Source organism: Nocardia altamirensis NBRC 108246, from assembly GCF_001612685.1.
Lineage (GTDB): Bacteria > Actinomycetota > Actinomycetes > Mycobacteriales > Mycobacteriaceae > Nocardia > Nocardia altamirensis.
Window position 1 is genome coordinate 1 of sequence record NZ_BDAY01000024.1, and the last position, 16,841, is coordinate 16,841.

Genomic DNA, 16,841 nt, shown 5'->3' on the forward strand with positions numbered 1-16,841 from the left:
TTCCCACTCGGCACGAAACCACCCGCCTGATCCCACATACCGGGATCGCAGGCACCCTCGAGACCGGCGAGCGCGACCAGCCCCGTATCAACCCTGAAATCTGCACCCCTGCTGTGAATCCGCACCCCTTCTGGACGCCCCAGAACCAGTGCGGACGGCAGGGCCGCAGGCAGGGCGGACGGCAGGCGGGCTGACGGGGGTGGACGGCGGGCTGGGCAACGTTGAAACCAGGCAGGGCGGGGGCGTCGTGTGCCGAATCCGATAGCGGATCACATCGGTGGCTTGCGCACTCGGTTCGGCCGACCCGAGGGGGACATCAACGAGCCGAATCCGGCGTGTCGCCTCGATCATGTCCCGTTCACAGACCAAGGCCAGCGCGAACGGGACTCCATCGAGAGATTCCCTTTGCTCGATCGATAACCAGCTGTCCGACAAGGACATCCGACACTTTCGGGTTGTCGTGGTCCGAGAGTCCCTGTGGCAGGGTCACTTTTTCGTCGTGCCCGGCTCACAGTGAGTCGCTGAAGTACTAGTTCTGACCGACCTCGTCGCTGCCCCCAAGTGGGCGCTGCTCGAACCGCTGCTGCCGCCACCGGCGCCACCGCAGCTCACGGGGGTCGACCGGAGAAGTGGCGGCGGCTGGTACGCGATGCGATCTTCTATCCATGTCGTGGCGGGATCGCCTTGGCGCAGCTTCCGCACGACTTCACGACGGTGAAGACCGTTTACGACATCTACCGGCGGTGGACGAAAGCCGTTGCGTGGCAACGTATTCACTACGCACTGCGTGACCGCGCACGGGTCCGTGCCGAACGTGATGCACGCCCGTCCGCGGCGGCAATCGATTCGCAGACCCTGCGTGGCGCCGACACCATCAGTGCCACCCACTGAATTCACCAATGCCCACGCCGGGCTCTAGGCATCGGCTAGCGCCGAGGCGCTATGGCTCCGGGATTCACAACGCCCACCAGCAGAACAATCGCAGACCCGTTGATCGTGCGCGGCCGGCCAACCCCGACAACAGAAGTAGCACCTCGAGCGCAGTGTCGGCCGTTATTCCCCAGTCTCGCAACTCATCGATATCCGCCCACTCCCCGGCGGCGCCCACCAGCAGAGAATGCCCGGCCGATGCCAACGCCTCCTGCAAGGTGTCCGACACGCTGACGACGAAGGCGCTCTCGGCCTCCGGAGACGAGAGCAACTGCCCCGCACGCGGCCGCTCCGATGCCTCCTCATAGCTACAGCCGGTCAGGATCGCCTCGAGCTGAGCCATCGCGATCACGGGATCGATCCCCTTCAGCGACACCACATCAAACATCGAGGACTCCGGCCCGCCGGGCTCATCGAGCACGCGGACGGCCGTGTCGTCATCGGCGGCGGAGAAGTAGTCACACATCACCATGCCGTGATCCTCGCATCCAGAACCGACAGGGGCCACAACACTCGTCTCCCCCATGGGCACAACGAGTTTCAGATGCGCCCTGAGATCGGCGACCGGGGCTCCGGGAGAGGAAGCCGGAACCGGTGCGGCGCGAGCCCGATCGGGTCGGTGTCGACGTGGCGGTGCCAGGTCGGCGGCCAACCGGGGCGCCTTTCGACGTTTGCCGCTCTGGGGCGTGGACACCTTGCAGGTCTGGGCGTGGACACCCTGCAGGTTGAGTGGTGGGCCGCCGGCATTCGACCGCTCACTACTTCGGCATCCGGATGCGTACTGAATTGTCAGTGGTCGGTGGAAGACTCGGTGACTATGGGCGAAATCGTTCAGCTTCGGGATGTTGAGCTGGCAGATCTGGACTTGTTCTTCGAGTACGAGCAGGATCCGGAGGCGCTTCGGCGGTCGCGCTTTGCGGCACGCGATCGGGAGCCCTTCATTGCGCACTGGAAGAACACCATTCTCGGTGATCCTGCTGTGCTGGTTCGCACGGTCGTGGTGGACGGGGAGCCCGCAGGGAATCTGGTGTCCTGGTGGAAAGGTGATCGACGGTATCTCGGCTACTGGTTCGGCCGAAAGTATTGGGGCCGTGGCGTTGCGACCGAGGCGTTGGCGCTGTACTTGGGCGTTGAGACCACGCGCCCGCTCTGGGCTGACCCGTTCGCGGGCAATGCCGGTTCGGTGAAACTGTTGGAGAAGCACGGTTTTCGCCGAACCGGCTCGGACTGGGACGGCGAGGACGAACACATCGTGCTGGTGCTCGATACGCGGAACTGAACGCTCGCTCGACATTCCCTTTCACCACGACGACACCAGCATCGACGTACAGTCCCACACCGCTACCGGCAACGGGCTCCTCGCAACGGATTTCGCGCGCACCGACGACAAGCAGAGTCAGCACACGGAGTGGAGACGCCTAGCACCCGGTCGAACCACAACCGACCGACCAGATGGGTGCAACCACACGGGCCAACCACATACGCGCGAACCACACGGACCGCCGGATAGGCGCGCCAATTACACAGGCCAAATCGGGTGTGCGTGCCGACCACACCGGGTCAAGCCGCGTAGGCGCGAATCAGACGGGCCAACCCGGATCTGCACGAACCACACGGGGTCAACTGGATACGCGCCAGCCACACCCGACCGGGTATGCCTGCGGCAAGGGCTAGTTCGGGCGACCGACCTCGTAGGTACCGTCATCCTTGGTGATCTTGATGCTCACCTTCTTGGCTTCACCGCTGACCTTCAGGTTGCAGTCGAAGGTGGCGTCCACCTTGACTTCTTGACCCGACGGGCAGGAGACGTCGCTGACGTCCTGAATACCGTAGGAGTCGGTGAGCACCTTCTTGACGCCGTCCTGGACGGCGGACTGATCCAGCTTGTCCTTGGCGGTCAGCACCAGCACCAGCGCGACGATCGCGCCGAGCACCACGACGCCGAGCACTCCAAGGCCGATGAGCAGGCCTTTTCCTTTACCGCCCGGCTGTTGGGCCGGCTGCTGACCACTCCACTGCGGCTGCTGACCCCATTGCGGCTGCTGACCCTGCTGCCAGTCCTGCGGCTGCTGACCCCACTGTGGCTGCTGACCCTGCTGACCCGGCGGCTGCCACTGGGTGTTCGGCTGCTGTCCCCAGGGCTGCGCGGGCTGCTGTCCCCACTGCTGCTGCGGCTGCTGGTCGCCCCAGTGCTGGGTCGGCTGCGCCGACGCAGGCGTCTGCGGTTGACCCCACTGCTGACCGCCGGGTGTCTGCTGTCCACCCCACTGCTGGGTGGGATCGTTGCGCCCCTCCCCGGGTTCGTTGGGTCCAAACGGGCCGCTCATCTGGTTGCCTCCACTCGCATTCGTTGTACATACGGTAGCCCCCCGCGTGGGACTCGTCGCGCACATACCATCGCCTTGCCTCCGCTCGGTTCCAGCATGCCCACAACACGGTGTATCGCTACTTCGCTCAGCTGTGTTGATTGTTCGCGATTCCTCGCCACGGTCGGTACGCGAAAGAAATCAAATCACAATCGAATCCGCAACGCGTACCTCCGCCTTCACGTCGGCCATGCGCAGTCTAGAGACAGACTCCACCCCGCATCAGCCGATCTGCGTACGCACGCCCTCACTCGCCGAATTCGTCGGCGGCATTCGCCTTTCAAAACTCCCCCACAATCCGCCTCCACCACGTGCCGGCACGCGCCAAACCCACGCCACAAACCGACGCCCGGCAGACCCGCACCCCGCCGAGAGCAAACAGCGACCTACGCCGCGTCGATCGCGACCACACCGCGCCGGATCGCGCGGACCGCCTTCGCCGCTGTCGCGGCGACCTCCGGATCGTCGGCGCTGCCGTGGATCTGATCGAGCAGATCGATCACCTGCCTGCACCAGCGGACGAAATCGCCTGCCGACAGGGGTGCGGCCTGGTCGCCGCTGGCGAGCAACGACTCGGCCAACCCGTCGCCGCGGGCCCATTTGTGCACACCGGTGATGAAACCGAGGTCGGGTTCCCTGGTCGGCGGAAGCTTGTGCCGCGCTTCGTCGGACCGCAGCTCGGACCACACCTTGATGGTCGCACCGACAGCCCGCCGGATCGGCTCGGTCGGGCCGGTCGGGCCGAGATACCCACCGTCCTGGCGGGATTCGAACACGAGCACCGAGACAACGCCGGCCAATTCGGCGGGCCCGAGCCCACGCCACAGCCCTTGCCGCAGGCATTCGGCAACGAGCAGATCGCTTTCCGAGTAGATCCTGGCGAGCCTGCGCCCGTCCGCGGTGACCTCGGCGTCCTGCACGAACCCGCGTTCCTCCAGCAATCCGAGGATCCGATCGAAGGTCCGCGCCAGCGAGTTGGTCGTCGCGGCAACCTGCTGGCGCATCGACTCGGTTTCCCGAAGCAGCCGGTTGTACCGCTCGCCGACCCGCGCCATCTGCTCCCGGTCCGCGCGGGTGTGCACCGGATGCGACCGCAAACTACGCCGCAGGGTGGCCAGTTCCCGATCGTCGGCCGCCGAGGAACGCTTGCCGCGCCGCGGCCTGCCCGGCGCCGAAATTCCGGTGCTGCGCAATGCGGAAGCCAGATCGCGGCGCGCCTGTGCGGTGCGGTGATCGACTCGCCGCGGCAGCCGCATATGCCCCAACGGTTCGGCGGGCACCGGGAAGTCGGCCACCGACACCCGTCCTGCCCACTTGTCGATGGTGAGCACCAACGGCCGCGGGTCTCCCGGCGTCGCATCGGGTTCGAGGATCACCGCGAGCCCGGCCCGCCGCCCGGACGGAATCGCCACCACGTCACCGCGTCGCAACGCCGTCAACGCGTTGACCGCCGCACCGCGGCGGTCGGACCGCCCCTGCTGTTCGAGCTGCCGTTCCCGCTGCTTGATCCGCTCGCGCAGCGAAATGTATTCCAGGAACCCACCATCCGCGCCGCCGAGCTGATCGCGCAGCTTGCGCAGCGCCCCCTCGTTGCGTTCGATACCGCGTACCAGCCCGACAACTGAGCGGTCGGCTTGGAACTGCGCGAACGAACGTTCCAGGAGGGCACGCGATTCGGCGGCGCCCATCCGGTCGATCAGGTTGATCGACATGTTGTAGCCGGGCCGGAACGAGCTGCGCAGCGGATAGGTCCGTGTCGACGCGAGGCCGGCGACCGCGCTGGTGTCGACCTCGGGCTGCCACAGCACCACCGCGTGACCTTCGACGTCGATGCCGCGCCGCCCGGCACGACCGGTCAGCTGCGTGTATTCGCCGGGCGTGAGCTCGGCGTGCGATTCGCCGTTGAACTTGACCAGCCGCTCCAGCACCACCGTGCGGGCAGGCATGTTGATGCCGAGAGCCAGTGTCTCCGTAGCGAATACGGCCCGCACCAGGCCCTTGACGAACAGTTCTTCGACCGTGTGCCGGAATGCGGGCAGCATGCCTGCGTGATGCGCGGCCAGCCCGCGGTGCAGCGACTCACGCCACTCCCAGTAACCGAGCACCTCGAGATCCGCCTTGGGCAGGTCGCCGGTGTGCTTCTCGATGATCGCGTCGACCTCGTCGCGCTCACCGTCCCGACTCAGATCCAGCCGAGACCGCAAGCACTGCGCCAACGCCCCATCGCAGCCTGCTCGGCTGAAGATGAACGTGATCGCGGGTAGTAAGCCCTCTTCGTCCAACTTGGCCAGCACCTCGGGACGCGGTAACGGCCGGAAGTCCCGGCGCGGCCCACCGCGACCGTTACGCGGACCATTCCAGCTGTTCGCCCGATCCGCGAGCTCGCGCTGCTTGATGAACCGCACCAGATCGCCGTCGACGAGCACCTTTTGCTCGGTGGACTCGGTGTCGAACAGGTCGAACATCCGCCGACCCACCATCACGTGCTGCCACAGCGGCACCGGCCTGGTCTCGTCGACCACTACCGAGGTATCGCCGCGCACGGTCTCCATCCACGCGCCGAACTCCTCGGCGTTGCTGACCGTCGCGGACAGGCTGACCAGCCGCACATCGGGCGGCAGGTGCAGGATCACTTCCTCCCACACCGCGCCGCGGAACCGGTCGGCGAGGTAGTGCACCTCGTCCATCACCACGAACGACAACCCGCGCAGCGCATCCGAGGACGCGTACAGCATGTTGCGCAGCACCTCGGTGGTCATCACGACCACCGGCGCGTCCGGGTTGATCGACTGGTCGCCGGTGAGCAGCCCGACGCTCTCGCGGCCGTACCGCTCGGTGAGATCGGCGAACTTCTGGTTGGACAGCGCCTTGATCGGCGTCGTGTAGAAGCATTTGCCGCCGGCGGCGAGCGCGAGATGGACCGCGAATTCGCCGACGACGGTCTTCCCTGCCCCGGTGGGCGCGCAGACGAGGACGCCGTGCCCTTCTTCGAGTGCCGCACAGGCGGTGCGCTGGAAGGGATCCAAGCTGAACTTCAGCTCGGCGGAAAACTTCGTTAGTTCGCCCGTGTGCGACCGGTGATGTGTCACCGTCAGAGGGTATCGGAGTAGTCCGACGTCGAGCCCGTAGTTTTCTCCCGGGGTGTCACGATCGTTTCGGCGGGCGCGATCGGATCGGGACCGCTGATCGAGGACGCTTCCTCATCGGAGAGCGCGGCAAGATGCTCGGCTTCCTTGCGGGCCTTGCGCATGTCATTGATCCGGGAGAACTGGATCGCGACCTCGAACAGGACCGTCAGCGCCAGCGCGAGCGCAAGCATGGAGAACGGATCCTGCGGGGTGATGATCGCCGCGAAAACGAAGAGCCCGAAGGTGATTCCGCGTCGCCACGCCTTCAGTCGCGCATACGTGAGCACCCCGATGAGGTTCAAACCGATGATCAGCAGCGGAGTTTCGAAGCTGACGCCGAAGATGACGAGCAGCTGGATGATGAAGCCGAAGTACTGCGAACCGCTCAGCGCGGTGATCTGCACGTTGCTGCCGATCGAGAGCAGGAAGCTCAACGCATGGGCGACAACGATATAGGCGAGCGCGGCGCCGGTCACGAACAGGACGGTGCCCGACGACACGAAGCCGACCGCGTACTTGCGTTCCTTCGCGTACAGGCCCGGCGTGATGAACGCCCATACCTGGTACAGCCACACCGGCGCGGCGAGCACGATGCCCGCGGTCATGCCGACCTTCAAGCGCAGCGTGAACTGTTCGAACGGTGCGGTGGCCAGCAAGCGGCACGCACCGTCCGGGCTGATCGATGCGCGCGACGAGGCGGGCAGCGAACAGTACGGCCCGCGGAGAATGTCGCCGAGGCTGGAGATGCCGAGGAAGCCGTACTCGTACCAGATGAATCCCAGCACCGTGGTGGCGATGACCGCGGCGATCGACACCAGCAGCCGGTAGCGCAGCTCTTGGAGATGCTCGACCAACGACATGGTGCCGTCAGGGTTGGTCCTGCGCTTGCTGCGCCGGGGATCGAACGGGATTCGCATTGTCGGTGATTGCCCCTGGGTCGGAGTGCCTCGCTCAGCTCGGCAACAGCACTATGCCCGGAGTGAGTTTCCGCACTCCGCCATGAGCGGGCCCGTCAGCGGCCCCGCTCCGCCTTACTCGATCGAACGACTCAGAGCGACTTCGGCTCGGCCTGGGGCTGCGGGGCGACCGAGGGGGTCACCTGCTGCGCAGCAGGCAACTGCTGCTGCGGCTGCGCGGGCTGCGGGGCGGGAGCAGGCGCGTCGGCGTCCTTGCCCTCGCTCTGCATCTGGCTGACCTCGCTCTTGAAGATGCGCAACGACCGGCCCAAGCTGCGGGCCGCGTCGGGCATCCGCTTGGCACCGAAGAACATCACGAAAACGACCGCAATGATCAGCCAGTGCCAGATGCTCAGACTGCCCATGATTGTTACCTCCCAAGACTGGTGATGGTTCTGATGCTACCGGAGGGTGACATGCGTCAACGCCACCGTCCGCGCTGTTGGCCCGGTGTTTGCCGAACCGATGTCGCTGTCTCAATGCCGGGCCGCGTCGGCGGCCCGCAGCTCGTCGAGTAGTTCCGCGCCGGTCCAGGTGCGCCGGTCGCCCTGTTCAGCCGCGACGATCAGTTCGATGAGCCGCTGATTCACCGGTGTCGGCATGCCGACCATCGCGCCGAGTCCGACGATTTCGCCGCAGAGCCAAGAGATTTCGGTCTTCCGGCCGAGCGCGAGATCATCGGCCATCGAGGAGCGCGCCATCGGATCGACGGCGAGCACCCGCCCGAACACCCGCCGGAACACACCGTCGGGCACGGGCAGCAGCGCCGTGACCAGTTTGGGCGGTAACGGCGTCAATCGAGCGGGCGTGATGCGCGCCCGCTGCATGACCGCGAGCGCTTCCCCCTGGGCCAGCGCCAGGCAGCGACGATAGTTGCGGTCGGCGAGCTCCTCGCGCAGCGGCCGCCCCGACAGCGCGTTGATGGGATTGTTCAGGTTCAGCAGCAGCTTGGCCCACTGCACGGGCCGCAGGTCGGGGTGGCGACGCAGCGCGAGCCCGGCCTGCTGGAAGACACCGAGGAACGGCTCGAGCCCAGGATCGTCCTGCACCGCGAGCCCACCGTCGGTGCCGCGATGGAATCGGCCGCCTTCGTGGTGCACCACGTTGAACATGACCATGCCCGCAAGCACCACGCAGTGCGGCAGGATCTCCCGGATCACCGTGTCGTTGCCGATGCCGTTCTGCAGACTCAGCACCACGGTGCCAGGCCGGATCTTGCCGGTCAGCTCGCGCACGGCGTCGGCGGTGGCCGCCGATTTCACCGTGACCAGCACCAGGTCGGCCGAGCCGACGTCGTCCGGCTCGGTGGCCACGTGGCAGCGCGCGCTCGGCAGCGCGTCGTCCCCGCCGTCGAGGTCGGTGAGCCGCAGTCCGAACTCGGTGACCTCGTCGAGCATTCGGCGCCTGCCGACGAACGTGACGTGTGCGCCTGCCACGCCGAGCTTGCCGCCGACGAAGAGGCCGATGCTGCCCGCACCGACCACCAGCACGCGGCTGGTCACGTCCGGCCTGCTTGCGGCCGTCGGCGAATGATCATCGAGCCTCCTCGAATCCGGCTTCGGCGTACGCGGCGAGCGCAGCGTTGGAACGCTCGCGCACCGCGGCGACCAGCTCGGGCGGGCCGAGCACGGTGACGCCGGAGCCGAAGCCGAGCAGCAGTCGCGCCATCCAGTCCATGGTGGCGAACCGCATCGTCGCCTCCAGGCTGCCGTCCGGGTGCACCGCGAGCCGATGCATTGGGTACTGATCGAGTACCCAAGCGTAGTCGGCGCGAATTCGCAAGCGGGCCAAGGGAACCGCAGGGTCGTCCTGGAACAGGTCGAGCGCGGCCGACTCCTCGCGAGCATGGCTCGGCGCCCTGGCCGGTTCGTCGAGCTCGGTCGCGCCCTCGATCCGGTCGAACCGGAACAGCCGAACGCCCTCGGCTTGCCTGCACCACGCCTGTAGGTAACTGTTGTTGTCCACCAAGACAATTCGAATCGGATCGACCACCCGCTCCGAGACGACGTCGCGGCTCGCCGAGTAGTAGACCAACCGCAACGCACGCTGCCTGGCCAGCGCCGAGCGGACCGTGGCGACGGCGGGCGCCTCGACCGGCGGCGTCCGCGCACCGTTCGGCTCGGGCACCGACCCACCGGCGATGGCCGATTCGATCTTGGCGATCGCCGCGTGCGCCGCGGTCGGGTCGACCATGCCCGGCATGTCGACGATCGACCGCAGCGCAACCAGCAGCGCGGTCGCCTCGGTGGAGGTCAGCCGCAGCGGACGATCGATGCCCGCGGAGAAGGTGACCTCGATGCTCTCCTCGGAGAACGACAGGTCGATCAGATCGCCCGGCCCATAGCCGGGCAGGCCGCACATCCAGAGCTGATTCAAATCGCTCATCAACTGTTTGGAGGTGACGCCGAGATCGGCGGCGGCCTCGACGGCGCTGATACCCGGATGTGCGATGAAGTACGGAATCATGTTGAGCAGCCGCGAAAGCCGAACGGAAAGCCGAGAATTCACGCGGTGACCTCCGTGCGGTCGAAGACCGAGCGTAATCGGGCGACCACATCGGTGCGCAGCTCGTCCGGGGCGAGTACGACCGCGTCGGGGCCGAGCCCGGTGATCAGCCGCGCCACCCAGTCGCGGGAACGGACCGGCAGCTCGATGATCGAACCGGCGCGGCCGCCGATGGTGCGCTCGCCGGTGACCTGGCCGATCCGGCGCAGCTCACGCCCGCGGCCGTCGGCCACCCACACGGTGGCGCTGCCGCTGACCGGCGCCGAGCTGGTGACCCGATCGACGATCGCGCGCACGTCGACACCGTCCGGTTTACTCACCGCGTTCTCGGGTCCATACGGGGTGACGTCGTCGCCGATCCTGGACAGCCGGAAGCTGCGCACCGCGTCGCGATCCCGGTCGTGCCCGACCAGATACCAGCGGCCGTGATGCGTCACCACACCCCACGGCTCCACATCGCGCATCAGATAGGGGGCATTGATCGCGCCGCGATGCTCGAACCGCACCGCCTGCCCCGCGTCGATCGCGGCGAGCAGCTTGCCGAGCACCGGCTCCGAGCCGCGGGTACGCGCAGGCACCGCAGGCACCGACGCGACAGCGGCATCGGTTTCCACGTGAATGCCCGCCGCGCGCAACTTGAGCAGCGCACCCTCCGCGGCCGCGGCCAGCTCCGGCGACTCCCACATCTGTACGGCGACCGCGACGGCGGCCGCCTCCTCGTCACTCAAATCGATCTCGGGCAGCTCGTAGGCGTCCCGGTTGATCCGATAACCCTCGACCGTCGAGTACCGGCTCACCGGCCCGATCTCCAGGGGAATGCCCAGGTCGCGCAGCTCGTTCTTGTCTCGCTCGAACATCCGGCTGAATGCCTCGTCGCTGGCGGACTCCTCGTACCCCGCGACGCTGTCCCGGATCCGCTCCGCGGTCAGGAACTGCCGGGTCGACAGCAGCGCGATGACCAGATTCATCAGCCGCTCGACCTTGGATATCGCCACCCGATAGAGGGTAATCGGCCGCGCACCCCCCGTGCGCGTCGGCGCGCGTTTCACTCGACCATATGTGCGTGCCCACCCTGTCACGCAGGCCCGTCACGGCAGAATTGGCACCATGATCATCGCTTTCTCCGTGTCCCCGCTCGGCACCGGCGTCGATGTCGGACGCGCTGTCGCCGAAGCCGTCCGGGTGGTGCGCGCCAGCGGCCTGCCGAATCGCACCGACGCCATGTTCACCACCCTCGAGGGCGAATGGGATGAGGTCATGGCCGTCGTCAAGCAAGCCACCGACGCGATCCTCGCAGTCGCCCCCCGCTGCAGCCTCGTCCTGAAGGCCGACATCCGCCCCGGCGTCACCGACGCCATGACCTCGAAAGTCGAAACCGTCGAACGCTACCTCGCCGAGTGAGCTCTACTCGGCAACCGGCCTCGGCCAGGCGCTCACAGTGGCAGCGTTTCGGCGGAACCACAGAGGGTTCATACGGTTCACAAAGGTTGCAGGGTTTGTGAACCGTACAGACACTCTGTGAGATCAACTGAAGGGGTGCGGATTTCGGCGTCCGGGCTCCGCGACCGGCCGCCGCGCGAGCTCTATGAAGTGTTGCCGCAGGTAGTCGGACAAGGACCTGCCTGCCTCAGCCGCGCAACGGCGCAGAATCACTACGTCTTCGTCCGGGATATCCCGGATCCGGAAAGTAACCATCAGCGATATCTAACAGCTATATCCGGAACCGGGACAGCGTTTCCTACATCGAGGCGATGAGTCGATCCACGCGCTCATCGACGGAACGGAACGGGTCCTTGCAGAGGACCGTGCGTTGGGCCTGGTCGTTCAGCTTCAGGTGGACCCAGTCGACGGTGAAGTCGCGGCCTGCCTCCTGGGCGGCGGTGATGAAGTCGCCGCGGAGTTTGGCGCGGGTGGTTTGGGGCGGGGTGTCGACGGCGGCGTCGACGGCCTCGTCCTCGGTGATCCGCTTGGCCAGGCCCTTGCGCTGCAGCAGGTCGAAGACGCCGCGGCCGCGCTTGATGTCGTGGTAGGCCAGGTCGAGCTGGGCGATCTTCGGGTCGGACAGCTCCATGCCGTAGCGGTCCTGGTAGCGCTGGAACAGCTTGCGCTTGATCACCCAGTCGATCTCGGTGTCGACCTTGGCGAAGTCCTGCGCCTCGACCGCGTCGAGGGTGCGGCCCCACAGGTCGACGACCTGGTCGATCTGCGGATCCCGGTCCCGGTTACGCAGGTGCTCGACCGCGCGTGCGTAGTACTCACGCTGGATGTCGAGCGCGCTGGCCTGCCGTCCGCCTGCCAGGCGGACCGGCCTGCGACCGGTCAGATCGTGGCTGACCTCGCGGATGGCCCGAATCGGGTTGTCCAGCGCGAAATCACGGAACGAGACACCAGCCTCGATCATCTCCAGCACCAGGGCTGCGGTGCCGACCTTGAGCATGGTGGTGGTCTCGGACATGTTCGAGTCGCCGACGATGACGTGCAGGCGACGGTACTTCTCCGCGTCCGCGTGCGGCTCGTCGCGGGTGTTGATGATCGGCCGCGAGCGCGTGGTCGCGGACGAGACACCCTCCCAGATGTGCTCGGCCCGCTGCGACAGGCAGAACGTGGCCGCCTTCGGCGTCTGCAGGATCTTGCCGGCACCGCAGATCAACTGGCGGGTGACCAGGAACGGCAGCAGCACATCGGAGATCCTGGAGAACTCCCCTGCGCGCACGACGAGGAAGTTCTCGTGGCAGCCGTAGGAGTTGCCCGCGGAGTCGGTGTTGTTCTTGAACAGGTAGATGTCGCCGCCGATGCCTTCTTCGGCGAGACGCTGCTCGGCGTCGATCAGCAACTCTTCGAGGACCCGCTCGCCCGCGCGGTCGTGGGTCACCAGTTGGTGCAGGCTGTCGCATTCGGCAGTCGCGTACTCCGGGTGCGACCCGACATCGAGGTAGAGCCGAGCACCGTTGCGGAGGAACACGTTCGAGCTACGGCCCCAGGACACCACCCGGCGAAACAGGTACCGGGCTACCTCGTCGGGGGACAGCCGACGGTGACCGTGGAAGGTGCATGTCACACCGAACTCGGTCTCGATCCCCATGATTCGTCGCTGCACACTATCGACATTACAGCCATGTCATGCGCTTGCGTGGGCTGCTGACAACACGAACGCATACGTCTTCACAACGATTCGGTCCGGCATACCGGACATGCGGGATGAATCGCCTCGTCGCAGGCGCAGTTCGGGCCCGGGTCCAGGCGTCCGCAACTTGCGCAACGCCCCTACCCGGGCCCGATACTTTGCTGCCGGTTGGCTACTCCGCTTCCGGAGTCTCCGCGGCGGGTTCCTCCGCCTTGGCCTTGCCCTTCTTGACCGGGTTGAGCAGCTGTTCCAGCGCGGAATTGGTGACCCGGCGGAACGCCCGCCGTGGCCGCGCCTGCTCCAGCGCGGCGACCTCGAGCGAACTCACGCCGAGCACCCGCTTTTCCTTCTCCGCACCCTCGGGAACGCCTGCCTGCAGCGCCTGCACCGCGACCCGCAGTGCGCCTGCGAGATCGAGACCGGGCTTGTAGGAGGCCTTCAACGCGGTGAGGATCGGCTCGGTCGTGCCGCCCATCACCACGTACTCGCGCTCGTCGACGATCGAGCCGTCGAAGGTGATCCGGTACAGCACCGACGTCGGCGTCTGCTCCGGGTAGCCCACCTCCGCCACACAGATCTCCACCTCGTAGGGCTTGAGCTGATCGGTGAAGATCGAGCCGAGCACCTGGGCGTAGGCGTTGGCCAATGCCCGACCGGTCACATCGCGGCGGTCGTACTGATAGCCGCGAATGTCGGCCTGCAGAATGCCGCTGCGGCGCAGATTCTCGAACTCGTTGTATTTGCCGACCGCGGCGAAACCGACCCGGTCGTAGAGCTCACTCACCTTGTGCAGCGTCGCGGACGGGTTCTCCGCAACGAACAGCACACCCTTGTCGTACACCAGCACCACAACGCTGCGACCCCGAGCGATGCCCTTGCGGGCGAGCTCGGTCTTGTCGCGCATGATCTGCTCGGCCGACGCGTAATACGGCAGTGTCATGCTGTGCCCCTCTTCGCATGCCCGAGGGGCCCTACGTGGTTACGCAGGCTGCCTCCTCCGGGCCCTGACCCGGTCATGCGGTGGCACTCCCTTCCTCAGCCGCCTGGCGGTCCGCGACGATCCCACGGGCGATCGCCTCCAGCCGGTCGTCGGTCACCTCGACCGCGCCTTCGGCGTCGATGGTGATCGCCGTCGGGTAGATCCCGCGCAGCAGATCGGGACCGCCGGTGGCGGTGTCGTCGTCGGCCGCGTCGACCAGCGACTCGACGGCGATGCGCAACGCGCGCTCCTGATCAATTCCCTTGGCATACAACTTCTTCAGCGCGGACTTGGCGAAGACCGAACCCGATCCCACCGCGGCGTAACCGAACCGCTCCTCGCTGCGTCCACCCACCACATCGAACGACACGATGCGGCCCACTTTGTCCTGATCGGTGGCGTTCGGGTCGAAACCGACCAGCATCGGCACCACCGCCAGGCCCTGCAGGGCCGCGGGCAAGTTCTCGCGCACCATCTTCGACAGCTTGTTGGCCTTGCCGTCGAAAGTCAGGGGCACGCCCTCGAGCTTCTCGTAATGCTCCAGCTCTACCGCGAAGATCCGCACCATCTCGACAGCCATGCCCGCGGTGCCTGCGATGCCCGCCGCGGAGTAGCTGTCGGTGATGTAGACCTTCTCGATGTCCCTGCTGGCCAACAGGTTTCCCTGCGTGGCCCGCCGGTCACCCGCGATGAGCACACCACCGCGGTAGCTCACCGCGACGATCGTGGTGCCGTGCGGTGCGATGTCCTTCGCGGACGTCGCACCGAGCCCTGCGCCGTCGATCGTGCCGAACTTGTTGCCTGGCAACATGTCCGGTGCGTGCATACGGAGGTATTCGGAGAAGGACGAGAGGGCGTACCCCAGGTGGAGACGCGAGGGGTCACCTACTGTCACTGGCCGCCTTTCTGAACATACGCACGGACGAAGTCTTCGGCGTTCTCCTCGAGCACATCATCGATCTCGTCGAGCAGGTCGTCGGTTTCCTCCGCAAGCTTCTCGCGGCGCTCCTGACCGGCGGCGTCTACACCGTCCGGGCCCTCATCCTCGTCGCCGCCCCCGGCGCGCTTGGTCTGCTCTTGTGCCATGGCAGCCGACCTCCTCTGTCCTCATCATGACCGGAGCTCAATTTTCGAGCACGGCTCCGATCATGAGCAATGTCCGTGCCCGTCCTTCAACACTACCCAGCCTCCCCGACACCATGTCGTATTCCGTACGGATATGGAATCGAGTCGGTACCGGGCAGTTGATCAGGTTGTGAGCTGTTCCACAAGGTCTGCGGCGGTGGTCACACCGTCGAGCAACTTGCCGACATGCGCCTTTGTGCCGCGCCTCGGCTCGAGCGTCGGGATGCGCACCAGCGAATCGCCGCCGAGGTCGAAGATCACCGAATCCCAGCTCGCCGCCGCGATATCGGCGCCGAACCGGCGCAGGCATTCGCCACGGAAATAGGCCCTGGTGTCGGTGGGCGGGTTGGTCATCGCGTCGAGCACCTGCTGCTCGGTGACCAGCCGCTTCATCGAGCCACGGGCCACCAGGCGGTTGTAGAGGCCCTTGTCCAGCCGCACGTCGGAGTACTGCAGATCCATCAGGTGCAGCTTCGGCGCCGCCCAGCCGAGGCCCTCGCGCTGGCGCATGCCCTCGAGCAGGCGCAGCTTGGCAGGCCAGTCGAGCAGGCTCGCGCATTCCATCGGGTCGCGCTCGAGCAGATCGAGCACCATCGCCCAGTTCTCGATGATGTCCTGGACCCGCTTGTCGTCGTTGCCGGTGCGGTCGACGAACTTGATCACCCGATCCAGGTAGACCCGTTGCAGGGCAAGCCCGGTGAGCTCGCGGCCGTCGGTGAGCGCGACGGTGGCACGCAGGGTCGGGTCGTGACTGATCGTGTGCACGGCGGTGACCGGGCGGGCCAGCTGCAGATCGGACAGATCTTCGCCGGCCTCGATCAGGTCGAGCACCAGCGCGGTCGTGCCGACCTTGAGGTAGGTGGACATCTCGGCGAGGTTGGCGTCGCCGATGATGACGTGCAGCCTGCGGTACTTGTCCGCGTCGGCGTGCGGCTCGTCGCGGGTGTTGATGATGCCGCGCTTCAGCGTGGTCTCCAGGCCGACCTCGACCTCGATGTAGTCGGCACGCTGGGACAGCTGGAAACCCGCGTGGTCACCGGACTGGCCGATGCCGACCCGGCCGGACCCGGTGATCACCTGACGCGAAACGAAGAACGGCGTCAGGCCGAGGATGATCTGGTTGAACGGGGTGTCGCGGCTCATCAGGTAGTTCTCGTGGGTGCCGTAGGAGGCGCCCTTGCCGTCGACGTTGTTCTTGTACAGCTGCAGACGCGGGGCGCCTGGCACGCTCGACGCGTGCCGCGCGGCGGCCTCCATCACCCGCTCGCCCGCCTTGTCCCAGATGACCGCGTCCAGCGGGTCGGTGACCTCCGGTGCGGAGTACTCGGGGTGCGCGTGGTCGACGTAGAGGCGGGCGCCGTTGGTCAGGATCATGTTCGCCGCGCCGACCTCGTCGGCGTCGATCACCGGGGCAGGCCCGTTCATCCGGCTCAGATCGAAGCCGCGCGCGTCGCGCAGCGGCGACTCCACCTCGTAATCCCAGCGAGTGCGTTTCGCCCGCGGCACACCCTCCGCCGCGGCGTAGGCGAGCACGGCCTGCGTTGAGGTGAGGATCGGGTTGGCCGACGGCTCGGTTGGGGTCGAAATGCCGTACTCGACCTCGATTCCGATGATGCGCTGCATGGGTCGAGCCTATCGGTCACCTCGAACGGTGTCCGTCGGCAGCCTGCGCCGCGCGCGGCGCGGGGTGGCATTCATACCTTTGGGCTTTCGAATTCATACCGCCGG

Annotated in this window: 17 protein-coding genes; 4 read left to right on the forward strand and 13 right to left on the reverse strand. The window is 66.5% G+C overall.

The window, feature by feature from the left end:
• Nucleotides 1-194: hypothetical protein (locus NA11_RS46310; protein WP_218023306.1), on the forward strand; the 194-nt coding region annotated here is incomplete at its 5' end.
• Between the two features lie 367 nt (nt 195-561).
• A complete protein-coding gene (locus NA11_RS15380; RefSeq protein ID WP_069162574.1) occupies nt 562-891 on the forward strand; it encodes a transposase in 330 nt (109 codons plus the stop codon).
• A 64-nt stretch (nt 892-955) separates the two neighbouring features.
• Here NA11_RS15380 and NA11_RS15385 read toward each other — a convergent pair whose 3' ends face one another.
• Complete coding sequence (locus NA11_RS15385; protein WP_069162575.1) at nt 956-1,402, reverse strand: hypothetical protein; 447 nt, start codon at nt 1,400-1,402, stop codon at nt 956-958.
• Nucleotides 1,403-1,549: 147 nt separating this feature from the next.
• Here NA11_RS15385 and NA11_RS15390 point away from each other — a divergent pair, with 147 nt between their 5' ends.
• Complete coding sequence (locus tag NA11_RS15390) at nt 1,550-2,209, forward strand: GNAT family N-acetyltransferase (RefSeq protein ID WP_245745893.1); 660 nt, start codon at nt 1,550-1,552, stop codon at nt 2,207-2,209.
• 391 nt (nt 2,210-2,600) lie between these two features.
• On the opposite strand, the gene NA11_RS15395 is transcribed toward NA11_RS15390, so the two are convergent.
• The 7 genes from NA11_RS15395 to NA11_RS15425 form a co-directional block, all read right to left on the reverse strand.
• On the reverse strand, nt 2,601-3,257 hold the full coding sequence (locus NA11_RS15395; protein ID WP_069162577.1) for a DUF4333 domain-containing protein: 657 nt from the start codon (nt 3,255-3,257) through the stop codon (nt 2,601-2,603).
• Between the two features lie 425 nt (nt 3,258-3,682).
• Nucleotides 3,683-6,385, reverse strand: a complete 2,703-nt coding sequence (locus NA11_RS15400) for a DEAD/DEAH box helicase (RefSeq protein WP_141717600.1) — start codon at nt 6,383-6,385, stop codon at nt 3,683-3,685.
• Nucleotides 6,386-6,387: 2 nt separating this feature from the next.
• The gene (gene tatC / locus NA11_RS15405; RefSeq protein WP_069162579.1) at nt 6,388-7,341 is read right to left on the reverse strand and encodes a twin-arginine translocase subunit TatC; all 954 of its coding nucleotides are present in this window, start codon (nt 7,339-7,341) and stop codon (nt 6,388-6,390) included.
• Between the two features lie 131 nt (nt 7,342-7,472).
• On the reverse strand, nt 7,473-7,745 hold the full coding sequence (tatA, locus tag NA11_RS15410; protein ID WP_069162580.1) for a Sec-independent protein translocase subunit TatA: 273 nt from the start codon (nt 7,743-7,745) through the stop codon (nt 7,473-7,475).
• A gap of 111 nt (nt 7,746-7,856) precedes the next feature.
• Nucleotides 7,857-8,882: a 2-dehydropantoate 2-reductase gene (locus NA11_RS15415; RefSeq protein ID WP_069162581.1), complete on the reverse strand. Its 1,026-nt coding sequence runs from the start codon at nt 8,880-8,882 to the stop codon at nt 7,857-7,859.
• A gap of 31 nt (nt 8,883-8,913) precedes the next feature.
• Nucleotides 8,914-9,888: a helix-turn-helix transcriptional regulator gene (locus NA11_RS15420; protein ID WP_069162582.1), complete on the reverse strand. Its 975-nt coding sequence runs from the start codon at nt 9,886-9,888 to the stop codon at nt 8,914-8,916.
• Nucleotides 9,885-10,880 (reverse strand): helix-turn-helix transcriptional regulator, encoded by a 996-nt coding sequence (locus NA11_RS15425; RefSeq protein ID WP_084654641.1) that lies wholly within the window; start codon nt 10,878-10,880, stop codon nt 9,885-9,887. The genes NA11_RS15420 and NA11_RS15425 overlap by 4 nt, the downstream gene beginning before the upstream one ends.
• A gap of 112 nt (nt 10,881-10,992) precedes the next feature.
• Between NA11_RS15425 and NA11_RS15430 the strand changes: the two genes are divergently transcribed.
• Nucleotides 10,993-11,286 carry an MTH1187 family thiamine-binding protein gene (locus NA11_RS15430; RefSeq protein ID WP_069162583.1) on the forward strand — a complete coding sequence of 98 codons (294 nt, stop codon included), beginning with the start codon at nt 10,993-10,995 and terminating at the stop codon, nt 11,284-11,286.
• A gap of 337 nt (nt 11,287-11,623) precedes the next feature.
• Here the strand turns inward: NA11_RS15430 and pafA are convergent, their stop codons facing one another.
• The 5 genes from pafA to dop form a co-directional block, all read right to left on the reverse strand.
• A complete protein-coding gene (gene pafA / locus NA11_RS15435) occupies nt 11,624-12,982 on the reverse strand; it encodes a Pup--protein ligase (RefSeq protein ID WP_218023307.1) in 1,359 nt (452 codons plus the stop codon).
• Nucleotides 12,983-13,181: 199 nt separating this feature from the next.
• A complete protein-coding gene (prcA, locus tag NA11_RS15440) occupies nt 13,182-13,949 on the reverse strand; it encodes a proteasome subunit alpha (RefSeq protein ID WP_069162585.1) in 768 nt (255 codons plus the stop codon).
• 73 nt (nt 13,950-14,022) lie between these two features.
• Nucleotides 14,023-14,883 carry a proteasome subunit beta gene (gene prcB, locus NA11_RS15445; RefSeq protein WP_069162586.1) on the reverse strand — a complete coding sequence of 287 codons (861 nt, stop codon included), beginning with the start codon at nt 14,881-14,883 and terminating at the stop codon, nt 14,023-14,025.
• Nucleotides 14,880-15,074: a ubiquitin-like protein Pup gene (locus tag NA11_RS15450; protein WP_014986166.1), complete on the reverse strand. Its 195-nt coding sequence runs from the start codon at nt 15,072-15,074 to the stop codon at nt 14,880-14,882. The genes prcB and NA11_RS15450 overlap by 4 nt, the downstream gene beginning before the upstream one ends.
• A gap of 162 nt (nt 15,075-15,236) precedes the next feature.
• The gene (gene dop, locus NA11_RS15455) at nt 15,237-16,736 is read right to left on the reverse strand and encodes a depupylase/deamidase Dop (RefSeq protein ID WP_069162587.1); all 1,500 of its coding nucleotides are present in this window, start codon (nt 16,734-16,736) and stop codon (nt 15,237-15,239) included.
• Between the last annotated feature and the right edge of the window lie 105 nt (nt 16,737-16,841).

Excerpts from the sequence above, each read along its gene's own strand:
- prcA (WP_069162585.1), bottom strand. The coding sequence starts at position 13,949 with ATGACACTGCCGTATTACGCGTCGGCCGAGCAGATCATGCGCGACAAG.
- tatA (WP_069162580.1), bottom strand. The coding sequence starts at position 7,745 with ATGGGCAGTCTGAGCATCTGGCACTGGCTGATCATTGCGGTCGTTTTC.
- NA11_RS15430 (WP_069162583.1), top strand. The coding sequence starts at position 10,993 with ATGATCATCGCTTTCTCCGTGTCCCCGCTCGGCACCGGCGTCGATGTC.
- NA11_RS15385 (WP_069162575.1), bottom strand. The coding sequence starts at position 1,402 with ATGGTGATGTGTGACTACTTCTCCGCCGCCGATGACGACACGGCCGTC.
- tatC (WP_069162579.1), bottom strand. The coding sequence starts at position 7,341 with ATGCGAATCCCGTTCGATCCCCGGCGCAGCAAGCGCAGGACCAACCCT.
- NA11_RS15395 (WP_069162577.1), bottom strand. The coding sequence starts at position 3,257 with ATGAGCGGCCCGTTTGGACCCAACGAACCCGGGGAGGGGCGCAACGAT.
- NA11_RS15450 (WP_014986166.1), bottom strand. The coding sequence starts at position 15,074 with ATGGCACAAGAGCAGACCAAGCGCGCCGGGGGCGGCGACGAGGATGAG.
- dop (WP_069162587.1), bottom strand. The coding sequence starts at position 16,736 with ATGCAGCGCATCATCGGAATCGAGGTCGAGTACGGCATTTCGACCCCA.